This window comes from Hymenobacter swuensis DY53, from assembly GCF_000576555.1.
Classification (GTDB): domain Bacteria; phylum Bacteroidota; class Bacteroidia; order Cytophagales; family Hymenobacteraceae; genus Hymenobacter; species Hymenobacter swuensis.
In genome coordinates, this window is the sequence record NZ_CP007145.1 from 1925877 (window position 1) to 1941842 (window position 15966).

15 protein-coding genes are annotated in these 15966 nt (G+C 59.5%); 4 read left to right on the forward strand and 11 right to left on the reverse strand.

Annotation, left to right across the window (positions count from 1 at the left end; genetic code table 11):
• Positions 1 to 268: 268 nt before the first annotated feature.
• From HSW_RS09620 to HSW_RS09655, 8 genes are all read right to left on the reverse strand, one after another.
• Positions 269 to 1588 (reverse strand): vWA domain-containing protein, encoded by a 1320-nt coding sequence (locus HSW_RS09620; protein WP_231501382.1) that lies wholly within the window; start codon positions 1586 to 1588, stop codon positions 269 to 271.
• Positions 1589 to 1673: 85 nt separating this feature from the next.
• On the reverse strand, positions 1674 to 1955 hold the full coding sequence (locus tag HSW_RS09625) for a hypothetical protein (RefSeq protein WP_044001759.1): 282 nt from the start codon (positions 1953 to 1955) through the stop codon (positions 1674 to 1676).
• Between the two features lie 20 nt (positions 1956 to 1975).
• Positions 1976 to 2878 carry a transketolase gene (locus HSW_RS09630; protein ID WP_081768346.1) on the reverse strand — a complete coding sequence of 301 codons (903 nt, stop codon included), beginning with the start codon at positions 2876 to 2878 and terminating at the stop codon, positions 1976 to 1978.
• A gap of 211 nt (positions 2879 to 3089) precedes the next feature.
• Positions 3090 to 3539 carry a thioredoxin-dependent thiol peroxidase gene (gene bcp, locus HSW_RS09635; protein WP_044001760.1) on the reverse strand — a complete coding sequence of 150 codons (450 nt, stop codon included), beginning with the start codon at positions 3537 to 3539 and terminating at the stop codon, positions 3090 to 3092.
• Between the two features lie 92 nt (positions 3540 to 3631).
• Positions 3632 to 4210: a lipocalin family protein gene (locus HSW_RS09640; protein ID WP_044001761.1), complete on the reverse strand. Its 579-nt coding sequence runs from the start codon at positions 4208 to 4210 to the stop codon at positions 3632 to 3634.
• A gap of 132 nt (positions 4211 to 4342) precedes the next feature.
• Complete coding sequence (locus tag HSW_RS09645; RefSeq protein WP_044001762.1) at positions 4343 to 4708, reverse strand: DUF4265 domain-containing protein; 366 nt, start codon at positions 4706 to 4708, stop codon at positions 4343 to 4345.
• A gap of 318 nt (positions 4709 to 5026) precedes the next feature.
• Entirely contained in the window at positions 5027 to 7036 is a 2010-nt protein-coding gene (locus HSW_RS09650) for a M23 family metallopeptidase (protein ID WP_052346303.1), read from the reverse strand.
• A gap of 339 nt (positions 7037 to 7375) precedes the next feature.
• Positions 7376 to 7990 (reverse strand): fumarylacetoacetate hydrolase family protein, encoded by a 615-nt coding sequence (locus tag HSW_RS09655; protein ID WP_044001763.1) that lies wholly within the window; start codon positions 7988 to 7990, stop codon positions 7376 to 7378.
• 253 nt (positions 7991 to 8243) lie between these two features.
• Between HSW_RS09655 and HSW_RS09660 the strand changes: the two genes are divergently transcribed.
• The 3 genes from HSW_RS09660 (at position 8244) to HSW_RS09670 (ending at position 10076) form a co-directional block, all read left to right on the forward strand.
• Positions 8244 to 9038 carry a M48 family metallopeptidase gene (locus HSW_RS09660; protein WP_044001764.1) on the forward strand — a complete coding sequence of 265 codons (795 nt, stop codon included), beginning with the start codon at positions 8244 to 8246 and terminating at the stop codon, positions 9036 to 9038.
• Positions 9039 to 9062: 24 nt separating this feature from the next.
• Positions 9063 to 9626: a hypothetical protein gene (locus HSW_RS09665; RefSeq protein ID WP_044001765.1), complete on the forward strand. Its 564-nt coding sequence runs from the start codon at positions 9063 to 9065 to the stop codon at positions 9624 to 9626.
• A 198-nt stretch (positions 9627 to 9824) separates the two neighbouring features.
• Entirely contained in the window at positions 9825 to 10076 is a 252-nt protein-coding gene (locus HSW_RS09670) for a hypothetical protein (RefSeq protein WP_044001766.1), read from the forward strand.
• Positions 10077 to 10173: 97 nt separating this feature from the next.
• Here the strand turns inward: HSW_RS09670 and HSW_RS09675 are convergent, their stop codons facing one another.
• Positions 10174 to 10884 (reverse strand): alpha/beta fold hydrolase, encoded by a 711-nt coding sequence (locus tag HSW_RS09675; RefSeq protein WP_044001767.1) that lies wholly within the window; start codon positions 10882 to 10884, stop codon positions 10174 to 10176.
• Between the two features lie 63 nt (positions 10885 to 10947).
• Entirely contained in the window at positions 10948 to 12333 is a 1386-nt protein-coding gene (locus tag HSW_RS09680) for a UDP-N-acetylmuramate--L-alanine ligase (protein ID WP_044001768.1), read from the reverse strand.
• Between the two features lie 313 nt (positions 12334 to 12646).
• Here HSW_RS09680 and dnaB point away from each other — a divergent pair, with 313 nt between their 5' ends.
• Positions 12647 to 14182 carry a replicative DNA helicase gene (dnaB, locus tag HSW_RS09685; RefSeq protein ID WP_231501398.1) on the forward strand — a complete coding sequence of 512 codons (1536 nt, stop codon included), beginning with the start codon at positions 12647 to 12649 and terminating at the stop codon, positions 14180 to 14182.
• A 199-nt stretch (positions 14183 to 14381) separates the two neighbouring features.
• Here dnaB and HSW_RS09690 read toward each other — a convergent pair whose 3' ends face one another.
• Positions 14382 to 15857, reverse strand: coding sequence for a glutamate synthase subunit beta (locus tag HSW_RS09690; protein ID WP_044001770.1), 1476 nt, complete (start codon positions 15855 to 15857; stop codon positions 14382 to 14384).
• Between the last annotated feature and the right edge of the window lie 109 nt (positions 15858 to 15966).

Here is a 15966-nt window from a genome sequence, read left to right on the forward strand (position 1 = left end):
ACTGAATCACCCACCGCATATCGTATTCTACTATGTCCTCGCGCATCGTATACGTTTCCTTGATACCTGTATCGTAAATCGACTGTCCAAATGGAACCGTCTACAAAAGTGCTAGTTACATATGCTTTTCGGTGAAGGTTAGATAATTCTATTGCCCCCCTTACGGCCTCAACGTGTTGATACAATAGAAAGCCGCCGATGAGCAAAATTGGCCCGCCCCAAAGCTCGATGTAATAACGGAGCCGGTCATCAATATGCTTCCAATCAATCATCGTCCGAAAATGCTGACTGAGGTGGTCTGACCGGGGCGGATGGTGAACGTGCGCACGTCGGTGAACTGGCTGCCGGTGGCGGTTTTGGTGCGGAACACGAGGCGGTAGGCCCCGGGCTGCATCGGCAGGTTCACTTTACTGCTGGTTTCGGGCAGGTTGTGCACCCACGTCTGCTGCTCGTCCTGGCCGAGGCGGTAGATGCTGCCGTAGCCTTTCAGGTCCGACACGATGTTGAGGATGCCGGGTGCCTCGTAGGTTACGGCCGTTTCCTGGCCCTGCTTCACCGTGATGCGCCGCAGCTGGCGGGGCAGCGTGAGCAGCTCCACCTCGTAGGTGCCGGCCAGCAGCTTCTGCCGCGCCCCGAAGGGCAGGGCTACCACCGTGGCCGGGTTGCCCTGAGCCCGCACCACCGCCTGCACCGTGCCGTAGGGGTTAGGCGAAATGCCCGGCCCCTGCAGCCACAGCGTGCCTTGGGGCGTTTTGTAGGTCAGCACGTTGGCCCGGCCCGGCCGGATGGGCAGGTTCGCCTGCCGCACCGGGGGCACCGTGTTAATCACCAGGTCGTAGCTCTGCAGCGCGTCGATGTCGAGCACATCGGGCTTGCCCTGGGCGTCGCGCCAGTGTACGTAGTTGTACTCGGGCAGCTCCGTCACGTTATTCACGAACGTCATATTCACGTTCGATTCCACGGGGCGGCCCTGCTCATCGGTGAGGTTTACGCTCACGGTGGTTTTGGCCAGCGTCTGGGTCACTACGTCGTTGAGGATGCTGCGAAAGGTCTTCACATCGGCCGCGTTGTAGTACTGCCCCAGGCATTCCAGCTGCTTGCCAAATTCCCGCTCGGCCCCGATGCCAATCACAAACGGCTTCAGAAACACCCGCTTGCGCTGCAGCGCCAAGGCCGTAGCGCACGGGTCGCCCTTGCAGGATTCCAATCCGTCGGTAATCAGAATGAGCACGTTACGGGCCGACTTATCCACCGGGAAATCCTGGGCCGACTGTAGCAAAGAGTAGGTGATAGGCGTGTTGCCCTTGGGCTCAATCGTCTTCAACCGCGCCTTGATGGCCCCCGCGTTTTTGGGCGCAAAGGCCACTTCCAGTTTCGAATCCTCGCAGTTATTCTCCTTGTTCTCGTGCTGATGCCCGTAGGCCCGCAGCGCCAACTCCAGGTTGGGGTAGGCGTTAAGCGAGTCCACCATCTTCGATAGCAGCCGCTTGGCCACGTCCCAGCGCTGTTCGCCTTCCCAGGGCGCCCGCATCGACCCGGACGCATCCAGCACGAACAGAATACGGGTGGTTTTGGGTTGGGCAGGCACTGCGTTCTGGGCATATGACGGTTTGCTGGTGATTATTAAAACCACCAACAGACCCCAAACCATATGCCAAGCACTACTACTCATTCTACTCCGTAGCTTCTGTTTGCTGAGGATCTGTTACAACCTCTCTCTTGACAAAAATCACCACAAGAGTGCCGATTATGACTACAGAGGCGACTATAGTAACAGCCTTGACCTGCCTTGACTTATTTGCTGTGGCTTTGATTAGCAGCATTGCTATTGCCGCAGCTACTACCGAAGCAAGCAGACGAAGTATAAATCCATAGTCTCCGGCAATCATCGGAAGAGACACAAACCAAAGAGGAGCTATTACAAAAGGATAGTACTCCTCAAGTACCTTATTCATTGTATAGAATAGGTTGGCAATTAGTAGTCGCCGGCTTCTTCTACGGCCAGCTGCTGGAGGGCAATTTCCAGCTGCTCGTTGTTCGGGGCCACGCCGTGCCACTTGTGCGAGCCCATCATGAAGTCTACGCCGAAGCCCATCTGGGTGTCCATCAGCACCATGATAGGCTGGCCCTGGCCGAGTAGGCTCTGGGCTTCCTCGATGGTGGGGAGGAGGGTTTCGAACTGGTTGCCGTCGGTTTCCAGTACGCGCCAGTTGAAGGCTTCGAACTTGGCGCGTAGGTCGCCGAGGCCGCCAATTTTCTCGGTGGGGCCGTCAATCTGCTGGCCGTTGCGGTCCACAAAGGCAATGAGGTTGTCCACTTTGTGGTGGGGGGCGTAGAGGGCCGCTTCCCACACCTGGCCTTCCTGCAACTCGCCGTCGCCCATCAGCACAAACACGGTGCTGGAGTCGTTGTTGAGCTTCTTGGCCTGGGCGGCGCCCACGGCCACGCTCAGGCCCTGGCCCAAGGAGCCCGAGGCCACCCGGATGCCGGGCAAATGCTCATGGGTGGCGGGGTGGCCCTGGAGGCGGGAGTTCAGCTTGCGGAATGTGGCTAGCTCGCTTACCGGGAAATAGCCCGAACGGGCCAGCACCGAGTAAAAAACCGGCGAGATGTGGCCGTTGGAGAGGAAAAACAAATCCTGCCCGATGCCGTCCATATCGAAGGGCTGGGGCGTGTGCTTCATCACCTTGAAGTACAGGGCCACCAGCAGATCGGTGCAGCCCAGCGAGCCGCCGGGGTGACCCGAATTGACGGCGTGCACCATGCGCACGATGTCGCGCCGCACTTGGGCGGCAATCTGTTTCAGCTCGGCTACCGACTTGGTGGCTGCGGGCGTGTGGGTTTCGGATGAGGCGGCGAATGACGTGTCCTGCGACATGGGTTCGGGTTGAGAATGGAATTGGTGAGGCAAAGGTAATGACCCTACCCCAACCCCTCCCCACAAGGGAGGGGCTCTAGCTCTAGCATTTTCTAACCGCTAATTTTTAGAGGTAGAGCCCAGCCCGCTTAATGCGTGGCATCTTTTGGGGAGGGGGTTGGGGTGGGGTACAAAAAAGCCCCGCCGGAGGGGCGAGGCTTTCGAAGGAAAACTACAGCAGCTGAGCTGCATGGTTTTTGGTGTCGACTTTGGTAATGACTTTCTCGATCAGGCCTTTTTCGTCGATGAGGAAGGTGTAGCGCATGGTGCCCATGTACTTGCGGCCGTACATCGACTTCTCCTGCCATACGCCGTAGTCCTGCACCAGCTTCTTGTCCTCATCCACGAGCAGCGGGAAGGGCAACTCGTGCTTGGTGGCAAACTTCTGATGTGACTTCTCCGAGTCGATGCTCACGCCCAGCACCTGCACACCAGCGGCCTGAAGCTGCGCGTAGTTGTCGCGCAGGTTGCAGGCCTGCGCCGTGCAGCCCGAGGTGTCGTCTTTGGGGTAGAAGTAGAGGGCTACTTTGCGGCCCGCGTAGTCCTGGAGGCGGTGGATGGTGCCATTCTGGTCGGGAGCTTCGAAGGCCGGAGCCTGCTCGCCTGCTTGAGGTACTGCCATGCCGCGAAGATAGAAGGGTTTTTTGGGGATTCAGCAACGAAATAATGCACGTCATTGCAAGGCCGGAGGCCGAAGCAATGACATTCTCATCCCTACGGTTTACCGTCGATGGGTTGCGGGGTGTAGATCAAATTATCCACCGGGAAGCCCAGCTCGCGGCCTTTGGCTACCAGCATGTCGCGGAGGTTGCGTTCCATATGGGGGTGGCGGCTCAGAATCCAGAGGTTTTTGCGCTCCGGCTCACCCACCAGCGCATATTGGTAGTCGGAATGGTCCACATCCAGAATCCAGTAGTCGCCTTCGAAGGGCCAGAAGAACTGCACTTTGAGGCGGGCATTGGTGGCATCCACGGCGCGGGCTATGGCTGTAGCGGTTTCGGCGGGGCCGTTGAGGCCTTCTTTGTGACATGTGTTGCGCACGTTTACCTTGCCATCGGGCCGCAGCTTGTAGTGGGCCGTTACGTGCTGGCACCCCTTCTCGAAGCGGGTGGGTAGCCGGGCCACCTCATACCAGAGGCCAGCGTACTTGTGCAGATCCACATGGGCGACGGTGGGCAGAACCGGGTAGGCTTTGCGGCGCGTGTAAGCATAGGCAGCTACGCCGGTAGCAATGGCGGCAGCAGCGGCCCCAAGCAGCACGGGTTGGCGACGTTTGAGTAGGTTCTTGGGCATCGGGTTGAGATTAAGAGTCGCCGCCGTATACGCAAAGCCAACGGTTGCGGCCCAGGAAATTGCAGAGGCGCGCAGAGAACGGAGAATATAGTATTTTCAGGGATTCGAACCTTTTTCTCAATCGAAGATTTGCTACTTCCAGCCCAAGCAAGCTTCCTCGTATTCCCACAATTTTTGGCTCTCTCCGTTAGCCAAAACGTGTTTAATGGGCGGATATTCCACGTTTGGGGGGATGTCGAAGGCGACAAGAAGCGAATCGGCATATTGAAACCCAACTCCGCCCAACTTCTCCACCACAGCGGTGCAGGTCTGGCGTGTGGATTCGGTCCCGAACAGCACTCTTACAACACTGTGGCCCGATTTCACGAGTATGTGCTCAAAATAATGAACCCCTTCGTCGGTTTCGACCGAAACCACATCGTATAAGGCGATGTGCTTCGCAAAAAAAGGAATGGAACTCAGGCTGTACCCCAGCCCCACCTGAACTGTGTCTACCATTTCCACTTAGTAAGCTTGTTCAGTCTCTTCCAAGTATACCAAGGCCACCGGATGATTAGGGAGGGCGGAAAGCGGCTCAAGTGCAGGCATTAGGTTCAGGCGAATGGGATTTTCTTCAAGACTAAAGTGTATAATACACCGCTGCCAGCGGTTGACGAAAACGTTCGGATTTCTGAGTGCACTAGATTTCTCGTTTTCTGAAAGGATACTCTTTGGTGGAGACGCAATAATTGTAGTCTCGCCGTTGCTGAAGTTGAGCAGCACCTTAACCGCTTAGCCTCAGCAACGACGAAACTCTATACAGTTCAGAAATCAGCTTTACAACACCAGATTAATCACTTTCTCATTCCCGGCCTGGTCGGTGAGGCGCAGGGTGGCGGGGCCGCGCAGAGGCGGGCCCAACGTGTCGTCACGCTCCGAGTAGATGATGGCGTTCTTATGCTCGAAGCGCAGCAGGCGGAACTGCCCGTTCACTTCCAGCTTGTAGCTGGCCAGGCCCGAGAGGTCGTCGCCGACCTTGAACACCACGCCGCCGGGGCCGCGGCTGATGAGACGGGCTGAGGGCGGAATGGTATCGGTGAGTAGCTTAAACTGGCCGAAGGCTTTGATGGAAGCCGTGATGCTGCGGCCGTCGGGGCTCCACTTGCCGCCCACGTAGGCCCTGCCGCCCTTGGCTGTAACGCCGTAGATGGCCGTGCGGCGCGGGTCAGCGGCCGGGGTTTCGGGCTTGAGGGTGAGGGCCAGGGTTTCGTAGAGCGGCGTGCGGGGCAGATGTACCGTCCAGAGGCCCTGCTTGTAGCTGGTCTGCACGTACAGCGTGTCGAAAAGCGTTTTTGGTCCAAAACCCAGCGCTAAGTTGGCCGTGCTGAAGCCAAACTCCCGGCCCGAGGGAATCAGGGCCTGCCGGTCAAACCGCTTGGTGATGCGCCCGAACTGCAAGGAGTCGGGGCGGCCGGCGCGCAGGTCGTAGAGGTACACGTTCTGGCTTTGCTCAGTGTAGCTGGGCTTGAGCGTGAGGCGGCGGTTGCCTTTGAACAGCGTCAGATTCCCGCCTACGGCCGCCGTATCGGGGTCGGCGGCGGTGGCTACCAACAGGTTGCGGCTGATATCGTAACGCAGGGCCGGGGTTTTCACGGCCGCCGAGCGGGTTTTGCGGTAGCCGGCCTCGGTGCCGCGCAGCACGAAACGTAGCGGCGTGAGGTTGCCGTAGGAGTCGCTCAGGCGCACTTCTACGGCGTAGAGCTGGCCCGGTTCCACGCGCAGCTTGCCCTTACCGGGGCCGGTGGTGTACATGCTCAGGTCGTTGCCGTCGTCCACGAAAAGCCGCTCCAGCTGCCGCCCCTGGGTGGCGCGCCACTCATAATCCAGGTGGCGGTTGATCTGGCGGGAGCCTTCCGGAAACGGAATGTCATCAATAACATGCTGGTAGTGCGGCTGCCCATTCACCAGTACCTCCACTTTCTGAATGCCGTTCTTGTTCCACACCTGATCGAACCTATCGAAGCCCTGCATGAGCAGGCCCACGGTGCCGTTGGCCGCAATGGTATCGGCCCACACGTAGCCGCCGCCGTTAGGTAGGGGCGGAGCTTTCGGCAGGAAAATCGACTTGCCGAACTTGCCCTGTACCCGGGCGTCAATGCTCAGGGCTTCCACTCCAAAAGCCAGCAAGGTGGGCGCTACGTGGTCCTGGATTTCGGAGAAGCCGCCCCATTGCAGCGGGTTAAGCTGCGCGTCCTGGGCCGTGCGCACCTCCCAGTGCAGGTGGGGCCCCGCCGAGCCGCCGGTATTGCCTGAAAGCGCCACCACTTCGCCGCGCTTCACCGGAAATTGGTCGGGCTTAAAGAACAGCTCCAGGTCGTAGGTCTGCTTTTCATACTGGCGGCGGCGCAGCTCCTCGGCCACGGGGCCTTTGAAGCGGTTCAGGTGGCCGTACACCGTGGTCAGGCCGTTGGGGTGGGTGATGTAGAGCACGTTGCCGTAGCCGTAGCTGCTCTGCTTCATGCGCGAGATGTAGCCGTCGGCCGAGGCGTATACGGGCAGGTCTACCCGGCCGTCGGTTTTGATGTCGAGGCCGCCGTGGAAGTGGTTGGGGCGCAGCTCGCCCATACTGCCGGCCAGAAAATTCTGCTGGCCGGGCTTAATCGGGAACAGAAAATAGCCCTGGGGTACTTCAGGGCGGCGGGATGTGGTGGCAGGAGTAGGCTTAGGCTTGGCAGCCGAATCGGGCTCCTGCCCACCGCAGGCTGCGGGCTGCAACCCCAGCAGCAGCAAAAACGGCCACGCCACGCTCAGCAGACGCGGCGGCCGGGTAAACAAAGAATCGGGCATTCAGAAAAGGAAATCGGCAGCAGAAGGAAAGGAAAACGGTGCCGCAGCAACGCCGCAACCCGGCACAATCGTGCCTTGGCGGATGGGAAATGGTGAACGGATTTGTAAACGCAGCACGTCACTCCGGGCTTGCCGGGGAATCTCGCGGGCTGACGTTGTGGTGATAACCGCTCCATAGCCCAGGGTTTAAACCCTGGGCTAGTGAATCGTTCAGCCGGAACAGTGGAAATCGGACGCCCGATGAAGCTTGGTGGTTAGCCTGGCAACGTCAGCACGCGAGATTAGTCGCGGGGCTCGGAATGACGTTCAACAGACCTACTTCAATGACGTTCCGTAGGCCTACTTCACGGCTAAGTTAAACATCTTGTCCTCACCGATGAAGCCCACCAGTTGGTCGTTGATTTTGACGGGGCCGACGCCGCTGGGGGTGCCGGTGAAGATCAGGTCGCCCATTTTCAGGGTGATGAATTGGGAGATGTAGCTGATGATTTTCGAGAAATCGTGGAGCATGAGGCTGGAGTTGCCCTGTTGGCGCACCTCGCCGTTTACTTCCAGCCGGAAATCAATGTTCTTCAGGTCGGGAAATTCGGCTACGGGCTTGAACTCCTGGGAAATTGGGGCCGAGCCGTCGAAGCCCTTGGCCAGTTCCCAGGGCAGGCCTTTGCTTTTGAGCTGGCTTTGCAGGTCGCGGGCCGTGAAATCAATGCCCAGCCCGATGGCGTCGAAATAAGTGGGCGCAAACTTCTCCTCGATGTTCTTGCCATTCTTGCAGATACGCAGCACCAGCTCTACTTCGTAGTGAATATCCTGGGAGAAATCGGGCAGGAAGAAGGGCTGGTTGCGCTGGAGCAAAGCCGTGTCGGGCTTGGCGAAGATGACGGGCGCGGCGGGCGTTTCGTTCTGGAGTTCGGCAATATGGTCGGCGTAATTGCGGCCGATGCAGAGGATTTTCATGCTCAGGGAGTTGGAAGTGTAACGGCCGCCCGAAGACGGCCAAAGGGCATGCGACCGGTAATAAAGGCGGGCAGGCGGTCAAAAATAGCGTTTAATTCGTGGGCCGGAAACCTCAACCGGGCTCCTTTTTACGGCTGTAGGCCGCCGCGCAAACATTTTGCCCACCGCCGCACGTATAGTACCCCGGGCCAGCAAGTGTCTGCTTGCGGACCGGTTCCGTTCCCGCTTTCCTTTCTCTCAATTGCCTACTCTCATGCTCAAGAAAATTGCCCTCGCCAGCTGCCTGCTCGTAGCCGCGGGCTGCGCCACGGTTCCCATCACCGGCCGGCGGCAGCTCAGCCTCGTTTCCGACACCGAAATGAATACGATGGCAGCCACGGAGTATCAGAAAGTGCTTTCCAGTAGCCGGGTAGTGACCAGCGGGGAACAGGCGGCTATGGTAAAGCGGGTGGGCCTGCGCATTCAGCAGGCCGTGGAGCAGTATTTCAGCCAGCGCGGCGAGCAGGCGCAACTGGAAGGCTACCAGTGGGAGTTCAACCTCCTCGATGACAAACAGGAAAATGCCTGGTGCATGCCCGGCGGCAAGGTGGCCGTGTACACCGGCATTCTGCCCATCACCCAGGATGAAACCGGCCTGGCCGTGGTAATGGGCCACGAAATTGCCCACGCCGTAGCCCGCCACAGTTCGGAGCGGATGAGCCAGCAGATGGCGGCCCAGAACCTGGGCAGTATTGCTTCAGCGGCCGTAGGGCAAACGCCCACGCTTACCCAGAATGTGTTTCTGCAGGCGGTGGGCGTAGGTTCTTCGCTGGGGTTGCTGAAATACGGCCGCAGCCAGGAGTCGGAAGCCGACCACCTGGGGCTGATTTTTATGGCTATGGCCGGCTACAACCCTGATACGGCCGTGCAGTTCTGGCAGCGCATGGATGCCCGCGAGAATGCTGCCTCACCCCCCGAGTTCCTTTCTACGCACCCTTCCAACGGCACCCGTATTGCGGGTATTCAAAAGGAGTTGCCGGAAGCCCGTACTTACTACAAAGCCCGCTAAACTTGGCTGGTTGAACCTATCCTGATGAATCGTATTCTGCGTATTGCGCTGGCCTCTGTACCGGTAACGGTGCTGCTGGCGGGCTTGAGTGCCTGTGAAACCTCCAAGCGGGGCTTTCCGGAAATGAGCACCCCCACCACCGATACCGACGAAATGCGCCGCAAGCGCGAAGTAGTCAGCAAACAGATAGCGGAAGTAGCCGAGGGGAAAATTCGCTATATCATGCCCCGCGAGCAGCTTTCCGCCGCTTTTACCCGGCAGTTCGGCGACGGTACGGCCATCGACAAAACCGTTATCCGCAAAGTGCAGGAAACGCCCAAGGATAAGGCGGTGTACTACCTAGTGGGTATGGGGCTGCGCAACGGCATGTACCGGGCTATGGCCCTGCCGCTGCAAACGTCGTCGGACAACAGCCTGTATCTGCCTTCTAACTCGGCCCGCTACATTATTACGGGCGTAGGTTGCACGTTCTGTTTCTTCAACTTCGAGAAAAATGAAATTGTGGGCACCACCTGCGAGGAAAACTCCGGTGGCAGCCGTTGCGACCTGCGTGTGGAATCCAACAACACCTTTTTCGTACGCAAATAGCCATGCTTAGCCGCAAATGGATTATGCGCCTTTCACTCACGGCTTTGGCCCTACTGCTTACTACGGATAAGCGGCGTCCAAAGCCGGCTGCGGATAAACCGGAAAATCCGCAGTAGCCGGGGATTTTTAGGGTAAAGAACTTGGTCTAGAACAGTTGATGTGCGTATACACTGGGCTACTTACTTTCCTTTCCCAGCCATGCACAACAATTCCACCGTCAATAGCACTCAGCTGGTTCGCTACCATTTGCAACTGTCGCCGGCAGTAGAGGAGCCGCAACTGATAAAAGCCCGCGCGCTGCTCACCGAACAAGGATTCCTAGTAGATCAGCTTACTTCCGACGAAGCTGTGGTGGCCTCTATACAAGGCGCCGACCCCGATTGGCAACCCACTCGAGAAGGGTTTCGGCGATTAGGAAGCGGCGTCGTCCATATCACCACCGCTGAATAAGCGCACTATATTACACAACAGGCCCCGTCAATTTGGCGGGGCCTGTTGTGCTTATAGCGGATAAAAGGCAAGCGGTTGAGCAAACCAATACTACGTGCTACACCATGCCTTCCTCCACCAACTCCACAAACCGTGCGATGCGGTTCACCAGCAAATCGGGGTTGACTTTTTCCAGCGGGTGGGGCGTGTTCATGATAATTTCGAAAGTGGCACGGGGCATGTGGTCGACGTAGGAGCGGGAGGCATCCACGCCGGCCGTTGTGTCCAGCTCGCCCACCAGCACCTGTACAGGTACTTCCAGTTCGGCCAAGTTAGCTGCCGTGAGCAGCGGCGCATCCCCGAGGCCGCGCAATAGGCCCGTGGTAGCAGCCAGCAGCTCGGGTAGCGGGGTAGGGGCGTGCAGTTGCTCCAGTTGGCTGGCAAACTGCGGCACTTTCTCCCGCATACCGGCCGCGTCCAGAAAGCGGGTTTCCAGCGCCGCAGTACCCGGCGTCCAGTCAAATTTAGTACCCAGCGTGGTGATGCTGCTGAATAGTTCCGGCCATGCCACAGCGGCCGTCAGGGTTGCGTAGCCACCCATGCTGTACCCGAATACGTGTACCGGCGGCAGGTTGTGGGCGAGAATAAACTGTCGGATTTCCTGCGCCAGCTCCTTCATCGAGAAACCAGTAGTCGCCAGCGGCCGGCCACCGTGGCCAGTGAAAGAAAAGGAATGCACATCATAGAACGGAGGCAGTTCCCGCTTCAGAAACTTCAGCTGCGCTTCCGAGCCCAGAGCCCCATGCAGGAGCAGAATGGTATGTTTCATGCGTTGACGGCTCAACTGCCAACCGGCACTTCACGGAAAAGCCGGCCGACAGACAAGCGTAAGTTATTGGGTCACTTCGGCCGCCAGCTGGTTCAGGTCCAGTCCGTCGAAGGTACCTGAAGTCATCATCAGCAGGTTGGCGTGCTGCCAGTTCTGCTCATGCAGGAAGGCAGCCAGCTCCCGGCTATCGGTAAATACGCGCAGGTCGGGACGCTGGAAGGCTTGCTGCACGGCCTCGGGCGGCAAAGCAGGCAGGCGCTTGTGGGCCAGCACCTGCGGGTTGAAGTACACCACCGCCACGTCGGGCGCGTCGAAGGTGTGGGCGTACTGGGGTAGAAAGGCCGGGTTGAGGGAGCTGAAGGTGTGCAGCTCCAGGCAGGCCACCAGCCGGCGCTGTGGAAACTGCTTCTTGAAGGCCGTGGCGGTGGCCTTAAGCTTGCTGGGGGCATGGGCGAAATCCTTGTATACCACCGAATTCGGGCCCTCCTTTACCAGCTCCAGCCGCCGCGCCGCGCCTTTGAAGGTGCCTAATGCTTCATAAAACTCTTTGCCCTTGATACCCAGCTGCTTGCACACTTCCTTGGCCGCCGAAATATTGCGCAGGTTATGCTCGCCGAACACCTGCACGGGCACTTCCTCTTCTTTCTTGTTGAGCAGGAAGGTTTTGCCGTTGCGGATGACGTGCTCGTGGGGGCCGTAGCCGATGTACTTCACGGCGGGCGAGCTGGGCACCGTTACCAGTTGCACCTGCTCATCGTCCTGGTCATAGATGAGCACACCTGCTTTAGGTGTCATCTCAGCGAAGATGCGGAACTGCTCCCGGTAGATTTCCTCCGTCGGGAACACGTTGATATGGTCCCAACTGATACCGGAAATTACCCCGATGTGGTGCTGATACAAATGGAACTTCGGCCGCCGGTCAATGGGGGAGGACAGGTACTCGTCGCCCTCAATGATGATGATGGGCGCGTCGTCGGTCAGCTGCACCATTAGCTCGAAGCCTTCCAGCTGCGCGCCTACCGCATAGTCGAACTTGCGGCCGTGGTAGCGCAGTACATGCAGGATGAGGGAGGTGATGCTGGTTTTGCCGTGCGAGCCGCCGATAACAATGCGTTGCTTGTCGCGGGAGGCTTCGTAGATGAACTCGGGGAAGGAGTACACGCGCAGGCCCAGCTCCTGGGCGCGCAAAAGCTCGGGGTTGTCGGGGCGGGCGTGCATGCCCACAATTACCGCGTCGAGGTCAGCTGTAATCTTCTCCGGAAACCAGCCTTCCTGGGCCGGCAGCAGACCGGCGCTAGCCAGTCGGCTTTTGGCCGGCTCAAATATTTCGTCGTCGGAACCAGTTACCTGAGCGCCGCGCTGGTGCAGGGCTAGGGCCAGGTTGTGCATAATGCTGCCCCCGGTTGCAATCAGGTGCAGGCGTTGGAGGGAAGAAGGAGTAGCAGCCATTCGGTAATAAAGAGGAATAGGGCTGCAAAGGTACGGGGTGTTTTTTTGCGGCAGGGAGAATGAGGGAGGAACGCCACGTCTCTACGAAAAAGAAACCTTTTGTGCCACTCCGGGATTGTAGAGCCCAGCCGTTAGCTTTGTAGCCCCTTGGGCAAAAATCAGGGGTAGCTGGAAGAAATTCCGGCCGGAACCGGCCCAACCTGCTTACCTTGTAGTGCTTACCCAAGTGATGAACGACTCGATGGATGACCGTCTGAAACAAGCTGGGACCCGCGCCAAAGCGGCCTGGAACAGCCGCCCCGCGCAGCTGCCTATGGGCGGCGCGTCGGGCAAGCTGCCGCCCCAGGCGCCCGAGCTGGAGGCCGCCGTGCTGGGGGCGCTCATGCTGGAAAAGGATGCCCTTACTACGGTTATCGACATCCTCAAGCCCCAGAGCTTTTACAAAGACGGCCACCAGCGCATCTTCAAGGCCATCCTGAACCTGTTCGATAAGTCGGAACCCATTGATATTCTGACCGTCACGCATGAGCTGCGGGAAATGGGCGAGCTGGAAGTAGCCGGTGGCGCGCATTACGTGGCCAACCTCACGTTCAAGGTCAACTCGGCGGCCAACATCGAGTACCACGCCCGCATCATCACCGAAAACGCCATCAAGCGGGAGCTGATCCGCATTGCCTCCGACATTCAGCGCGACGCCTTCGAGGACACCACCGACGTATTCAACCTGCTCGATACCACCGAGCAGTCGTTGTTTGAAGTGTCCGAATCCAACATCCGCAAGAACTTCGATGACATGCGCAGCCTGATGGGCAAGGCCATCAAGGAGCTGGAAGAAAAGAAGGATCAGAAAGACGGCCTCACCGGCGTGCCCTCCGGCTTCTCCGCCCTAGACCGCGTAACCTCCGGCTGGCAACCATCTGACCTGGTGATTATTGCTGCGCGCCCTGGTATGGGTAAAACTGCTTTCGTGGTGTCGGCCATGCGCAATGCGGCGGTGGAGTTCAAGAAGCCGGTGGCCATTTTCTCGCTGGAAATGTCCTCGCTGCAGCTCGTGAATCGTCTGATTTCAGCGGAGGCGGAGCTGGATTCCGAGAAGATCAAGAAGGGCAACCTGGCCGACTACGAGTGGGCCCAGCTCAACCACAAGATTTCCAGCCTGTCATCGGCCCCCATCTATATCGATGATACGCCGGGCTTGAGCATCCGGGAGCTGCGCACCAAGTGCCGCCGCCTCAAGGCCCACCACGATATCCAGATGATCATCATCGACTATCTGCAGTTGATGACCGGCAACACCGACGGCAAGGGCGGCGGTAACCGTGAACAGGAAATTGCCTCGATTTCGCGGGCCCTCAAGGGCATTGCCAAGGAGCTGAACGTGCCGGTGCTGGCCCTGTCGCAGCTGAGCCGCTCGGTGGAAACGCGCGGTGGCGACAAAAAGCCCCAACTCAGTGACCTTCGCGAATCGGGGTCCATCGAGCAGGACGCCGACATGGTAATCTTCCTCTACCGCCCCGAGTACTATAAGATTACGGAGGATGAGATGGGCAACCCGACCCAAGGCACCGGCGAGGTCATCATTGCCAAGCACCGGAACGGCTCTTTGGAAAGCGTGCAGCTCAAGTTCATCGGTAAGTTCACCAAGTTTGCCGACCTCGACGGGGCCGGCGGCGGCTTCGGCGACGCGGGCTTCAACCCCGGCGCTTTCCCCACCAGCACCTTCGACGACGACCAGTCCGGTTTCGCCCCGAACACCATCCGCCTCGGCTCCCGTATCAACAACGACGGCCCGCCACCCGCGCAGCCCTTCCCCCGCAGCAACTTCGATGACGGCCCACCGCCGTTTTAATCTGGCAAGAAACACAAACCGCCCGCTGGTATCAGCGGGCGGTTTGTGTTTAACACCTGTCATCCTGAGCATGTCGCGCATCAAGCGAGGACGAAGGACCTTATCACGTCAGAACAGTGCCGTAACAACGACTGGTTCTGGCGCAATAAGGTCCTTCGTCCTCGCTTGATGCGCGACATGCTCAGGATGATAGACAGCCTTATCCAAACATGCCTACGGTGTCTTTGCTGGGTAGGGCAGTTTTGCCCATTAGGAACAAGTCCACCTGCCGGGCGGCTTCGCGGCCTTCGGAAATGGCCCATACGACGAGCGACTGGCCCCGGCGCATGTCGCCGGCCACGAAGACGTTGGGCTGGGAGGTGAGGAAGTCAGAATCGGACGGGGTACGCACGTTGCCCCGGTCGTCGAGGGCCACGCCGAGCTGCTGTAGCAGCCCTTCGTAGCGGGGGGAGGCGAATCCCAGGGCCAGCAGGGCCAGCTGGCAGGGGATTTCGCGCTCCGAGCCTTCGATTTCGGTGAAGGCGAGGCGGCGGCCCAGTACGTCGGTTTCCCAGGTTACGTCGGTGACCAGCAGGGCCCGCAGGCGGCCTTGGTCGTCGCTGAGAAAGGCTTTGGTGTTGATGCCCCAGTAGCGCTGGCAGCCTTCCTCGTGGGAGGTGCTGGTGCGGAACACGGCCGTGGGGTAGTGGGGCCAGGGCTCGAAGTGGGGCCGCTCGGGGGTGGGCTGGTGCATGAGGGCAAACTGCATGACGGAGCGGGCCTGCTGGCGGTTGGCCGTGCCCACGCAGTCGGAGCCGGTGTCGCCGCTGCCGATTACCACTACGTCGAGGCCGGTGGCCTGAATTTCGGTTTCCGACAGCGGCAGCCCACTTACGCGGCGGTTGTGCTGGGTGAGGTAGTCCATGGCGAAGTGGATGCCGGGCAGCTCGCGGCCGGGCAGGGGCAGGTCTTTGGGCACCAGGGCCCCGCCAGCCAGCACTACGGCATCAAACTGCGCCGTAAGGTCCTGGGCTGTCAGGTCGCGGCCCACTTCGGTGTTGCAGCGAAACTGTACGCCGTCTTCTTCCAGCAGGCGCAGGCGGCGGTCAATCACCCACTTATCCAGCTTGAAATCGGGGATGCCGTAGCGCAGCAGGCCGCCGGGCCGGTCGTCGCGCTCGAACACCGTTACGGCGTGGCCGGCCCGCACCAGCTGGGCCGCCGCCGCCAGCCCGGCCGGCCCCGAGCCCACCACGGCCACCGATTTGCCGGTTTTGAGCACTGGCGCGGTGGGCCGCACGTAGCCCCGGGCAAAGGCCGTTTCGATGATGTGCTTCTCGATTTCCTCAATGGCCACCGGTGCGGCATGGATGCCCAGCACGCAGGCCGATTCGCAGGGCGCGGGGCAGATACGGCCGGTAAATTCGGGGAAGTTGTTGGTGGAGCTCAGAATCTGATAGGCCAGCTCCCAGTCCTGGCGGTACACAGCGTCGTTGAACTCGGGGATGATATTGCCAAGCGGACAGCCCGCGTGGCAGAATGGAATGCCGCACTCCATGCACCGCCCCGACTGCTGCCGGAGCTGCGTGTCGGCGTATTGGCCCACAAACTCGCGGTTGTGCGCCACGCGCTCCTGCGGGGCGGCTTTGGCGGGCAGTTCCCGCTGAAATTCCTTGAAACCGATGCTATTGCCCATGTGCGTGGTGCCTCACCCCCCGGCCCCCTCTCCAGGGGGAGAGGGGGAGCCAGACGACGTTGGCGGTTGTAGAGACGCAACATCTTGCGTCTCGTCGTTGCTGATGTTG

Coding starts and splice junctions, on each gene's coding strand:
- HSW_RS09640 (WP_044001761.1), bottom strand. CDS start 4,210: ATGCCCAAGAACCTACTCAAACGTCGCCAACCCGTGCTGCTTGGGGCC.
- HSW_RS09630 (WP_081768346.1), bottom strand. CDS start 2,878: ATGTCGCAGGACACGTCATTCGCCGCCTCATCCGAAACCCACACGCCC.
- HSW_RS09625 (WP_044001759.1), bottom strand. CDS start 1,955: ATGAATAAGGTACTTGAGGAGTACTATCCTTTTGTAATAGCTCCTCTT.
- HSW_RS09660 (WP_044001764.1), top strand. CDS start 8,244: ATGCTCAAGAAAATTGCCCTCGCCAGCTGCCTGCTCGTAGCCGCGGGC.
- HSW_RS09665 (WP_044001765.1), top strand. CDS start 9,063: ATGAATCGTATTCTGCGTATTGCGCTGGCCTCTGTACCGGTAACGGTG.
- dnaB (WP_231501398.1), top strand. CDS start 12,647: ATGGGCGGCGCGTCGGGCAAGCTGCCGCCCCAGGCGCCCGAGCTGGAG.
- HSW_RS09670 (WP_044001766.1), top strand. CDS start 9,825: ATGCACAACAATTCCACCGTCAATAGCACTCAGCTGGTTCGCTACCAT.
- bcp (WP_044001760.1), bottom strand. CDS start 3,539: ATGGCAGTACCTCAAGCAGGCGAGCAGGCTCCGGCCTTCGAAGCTCCC.
- HSW_RS09690 (WP_044001770.1), bottom strand. CDS start 15,857: ATGGGCAATAGCATCGGTTTCAAGGAATTTCAGCGGGAACTGCCCGCC.
- HSW_RS09645 (WP_044001762.1), bottom strand. CDS start 4,708: ATGGTAGACACAGTTCAGGTGGGGCTGGGGTACAGCCTGAGTTCCATT.
- HSW_RS09650 (WP_052346303.1), bottom strand. CDS start 7,036: ATGCCCGATTCTTTGTTTACCCGGCCGCCGCGTCTGCTGAGCGTGGCG.
- HSW_RS09680 (WP_044001768.1), bottom strand. CDS start 12,333: ATGGCTGCTACTCCTTCTTCCCTCCAACGCCTGCACCTGATTGCAACC.
- HSW_RS09675 (WP_044001767.1), bottom strand. CDS start 10,884: ATGAAACATACCATTCTGCTCCTGCATGGGGCTCTGGGCTCGGAAGCG.
- HSW_RS09655 (WP_044001763.1), bottom strand. CDS start 7,990: ATGAAAATCCTCTGCATCGGCCGCAATTACGCCGACCATATTGCCGAA.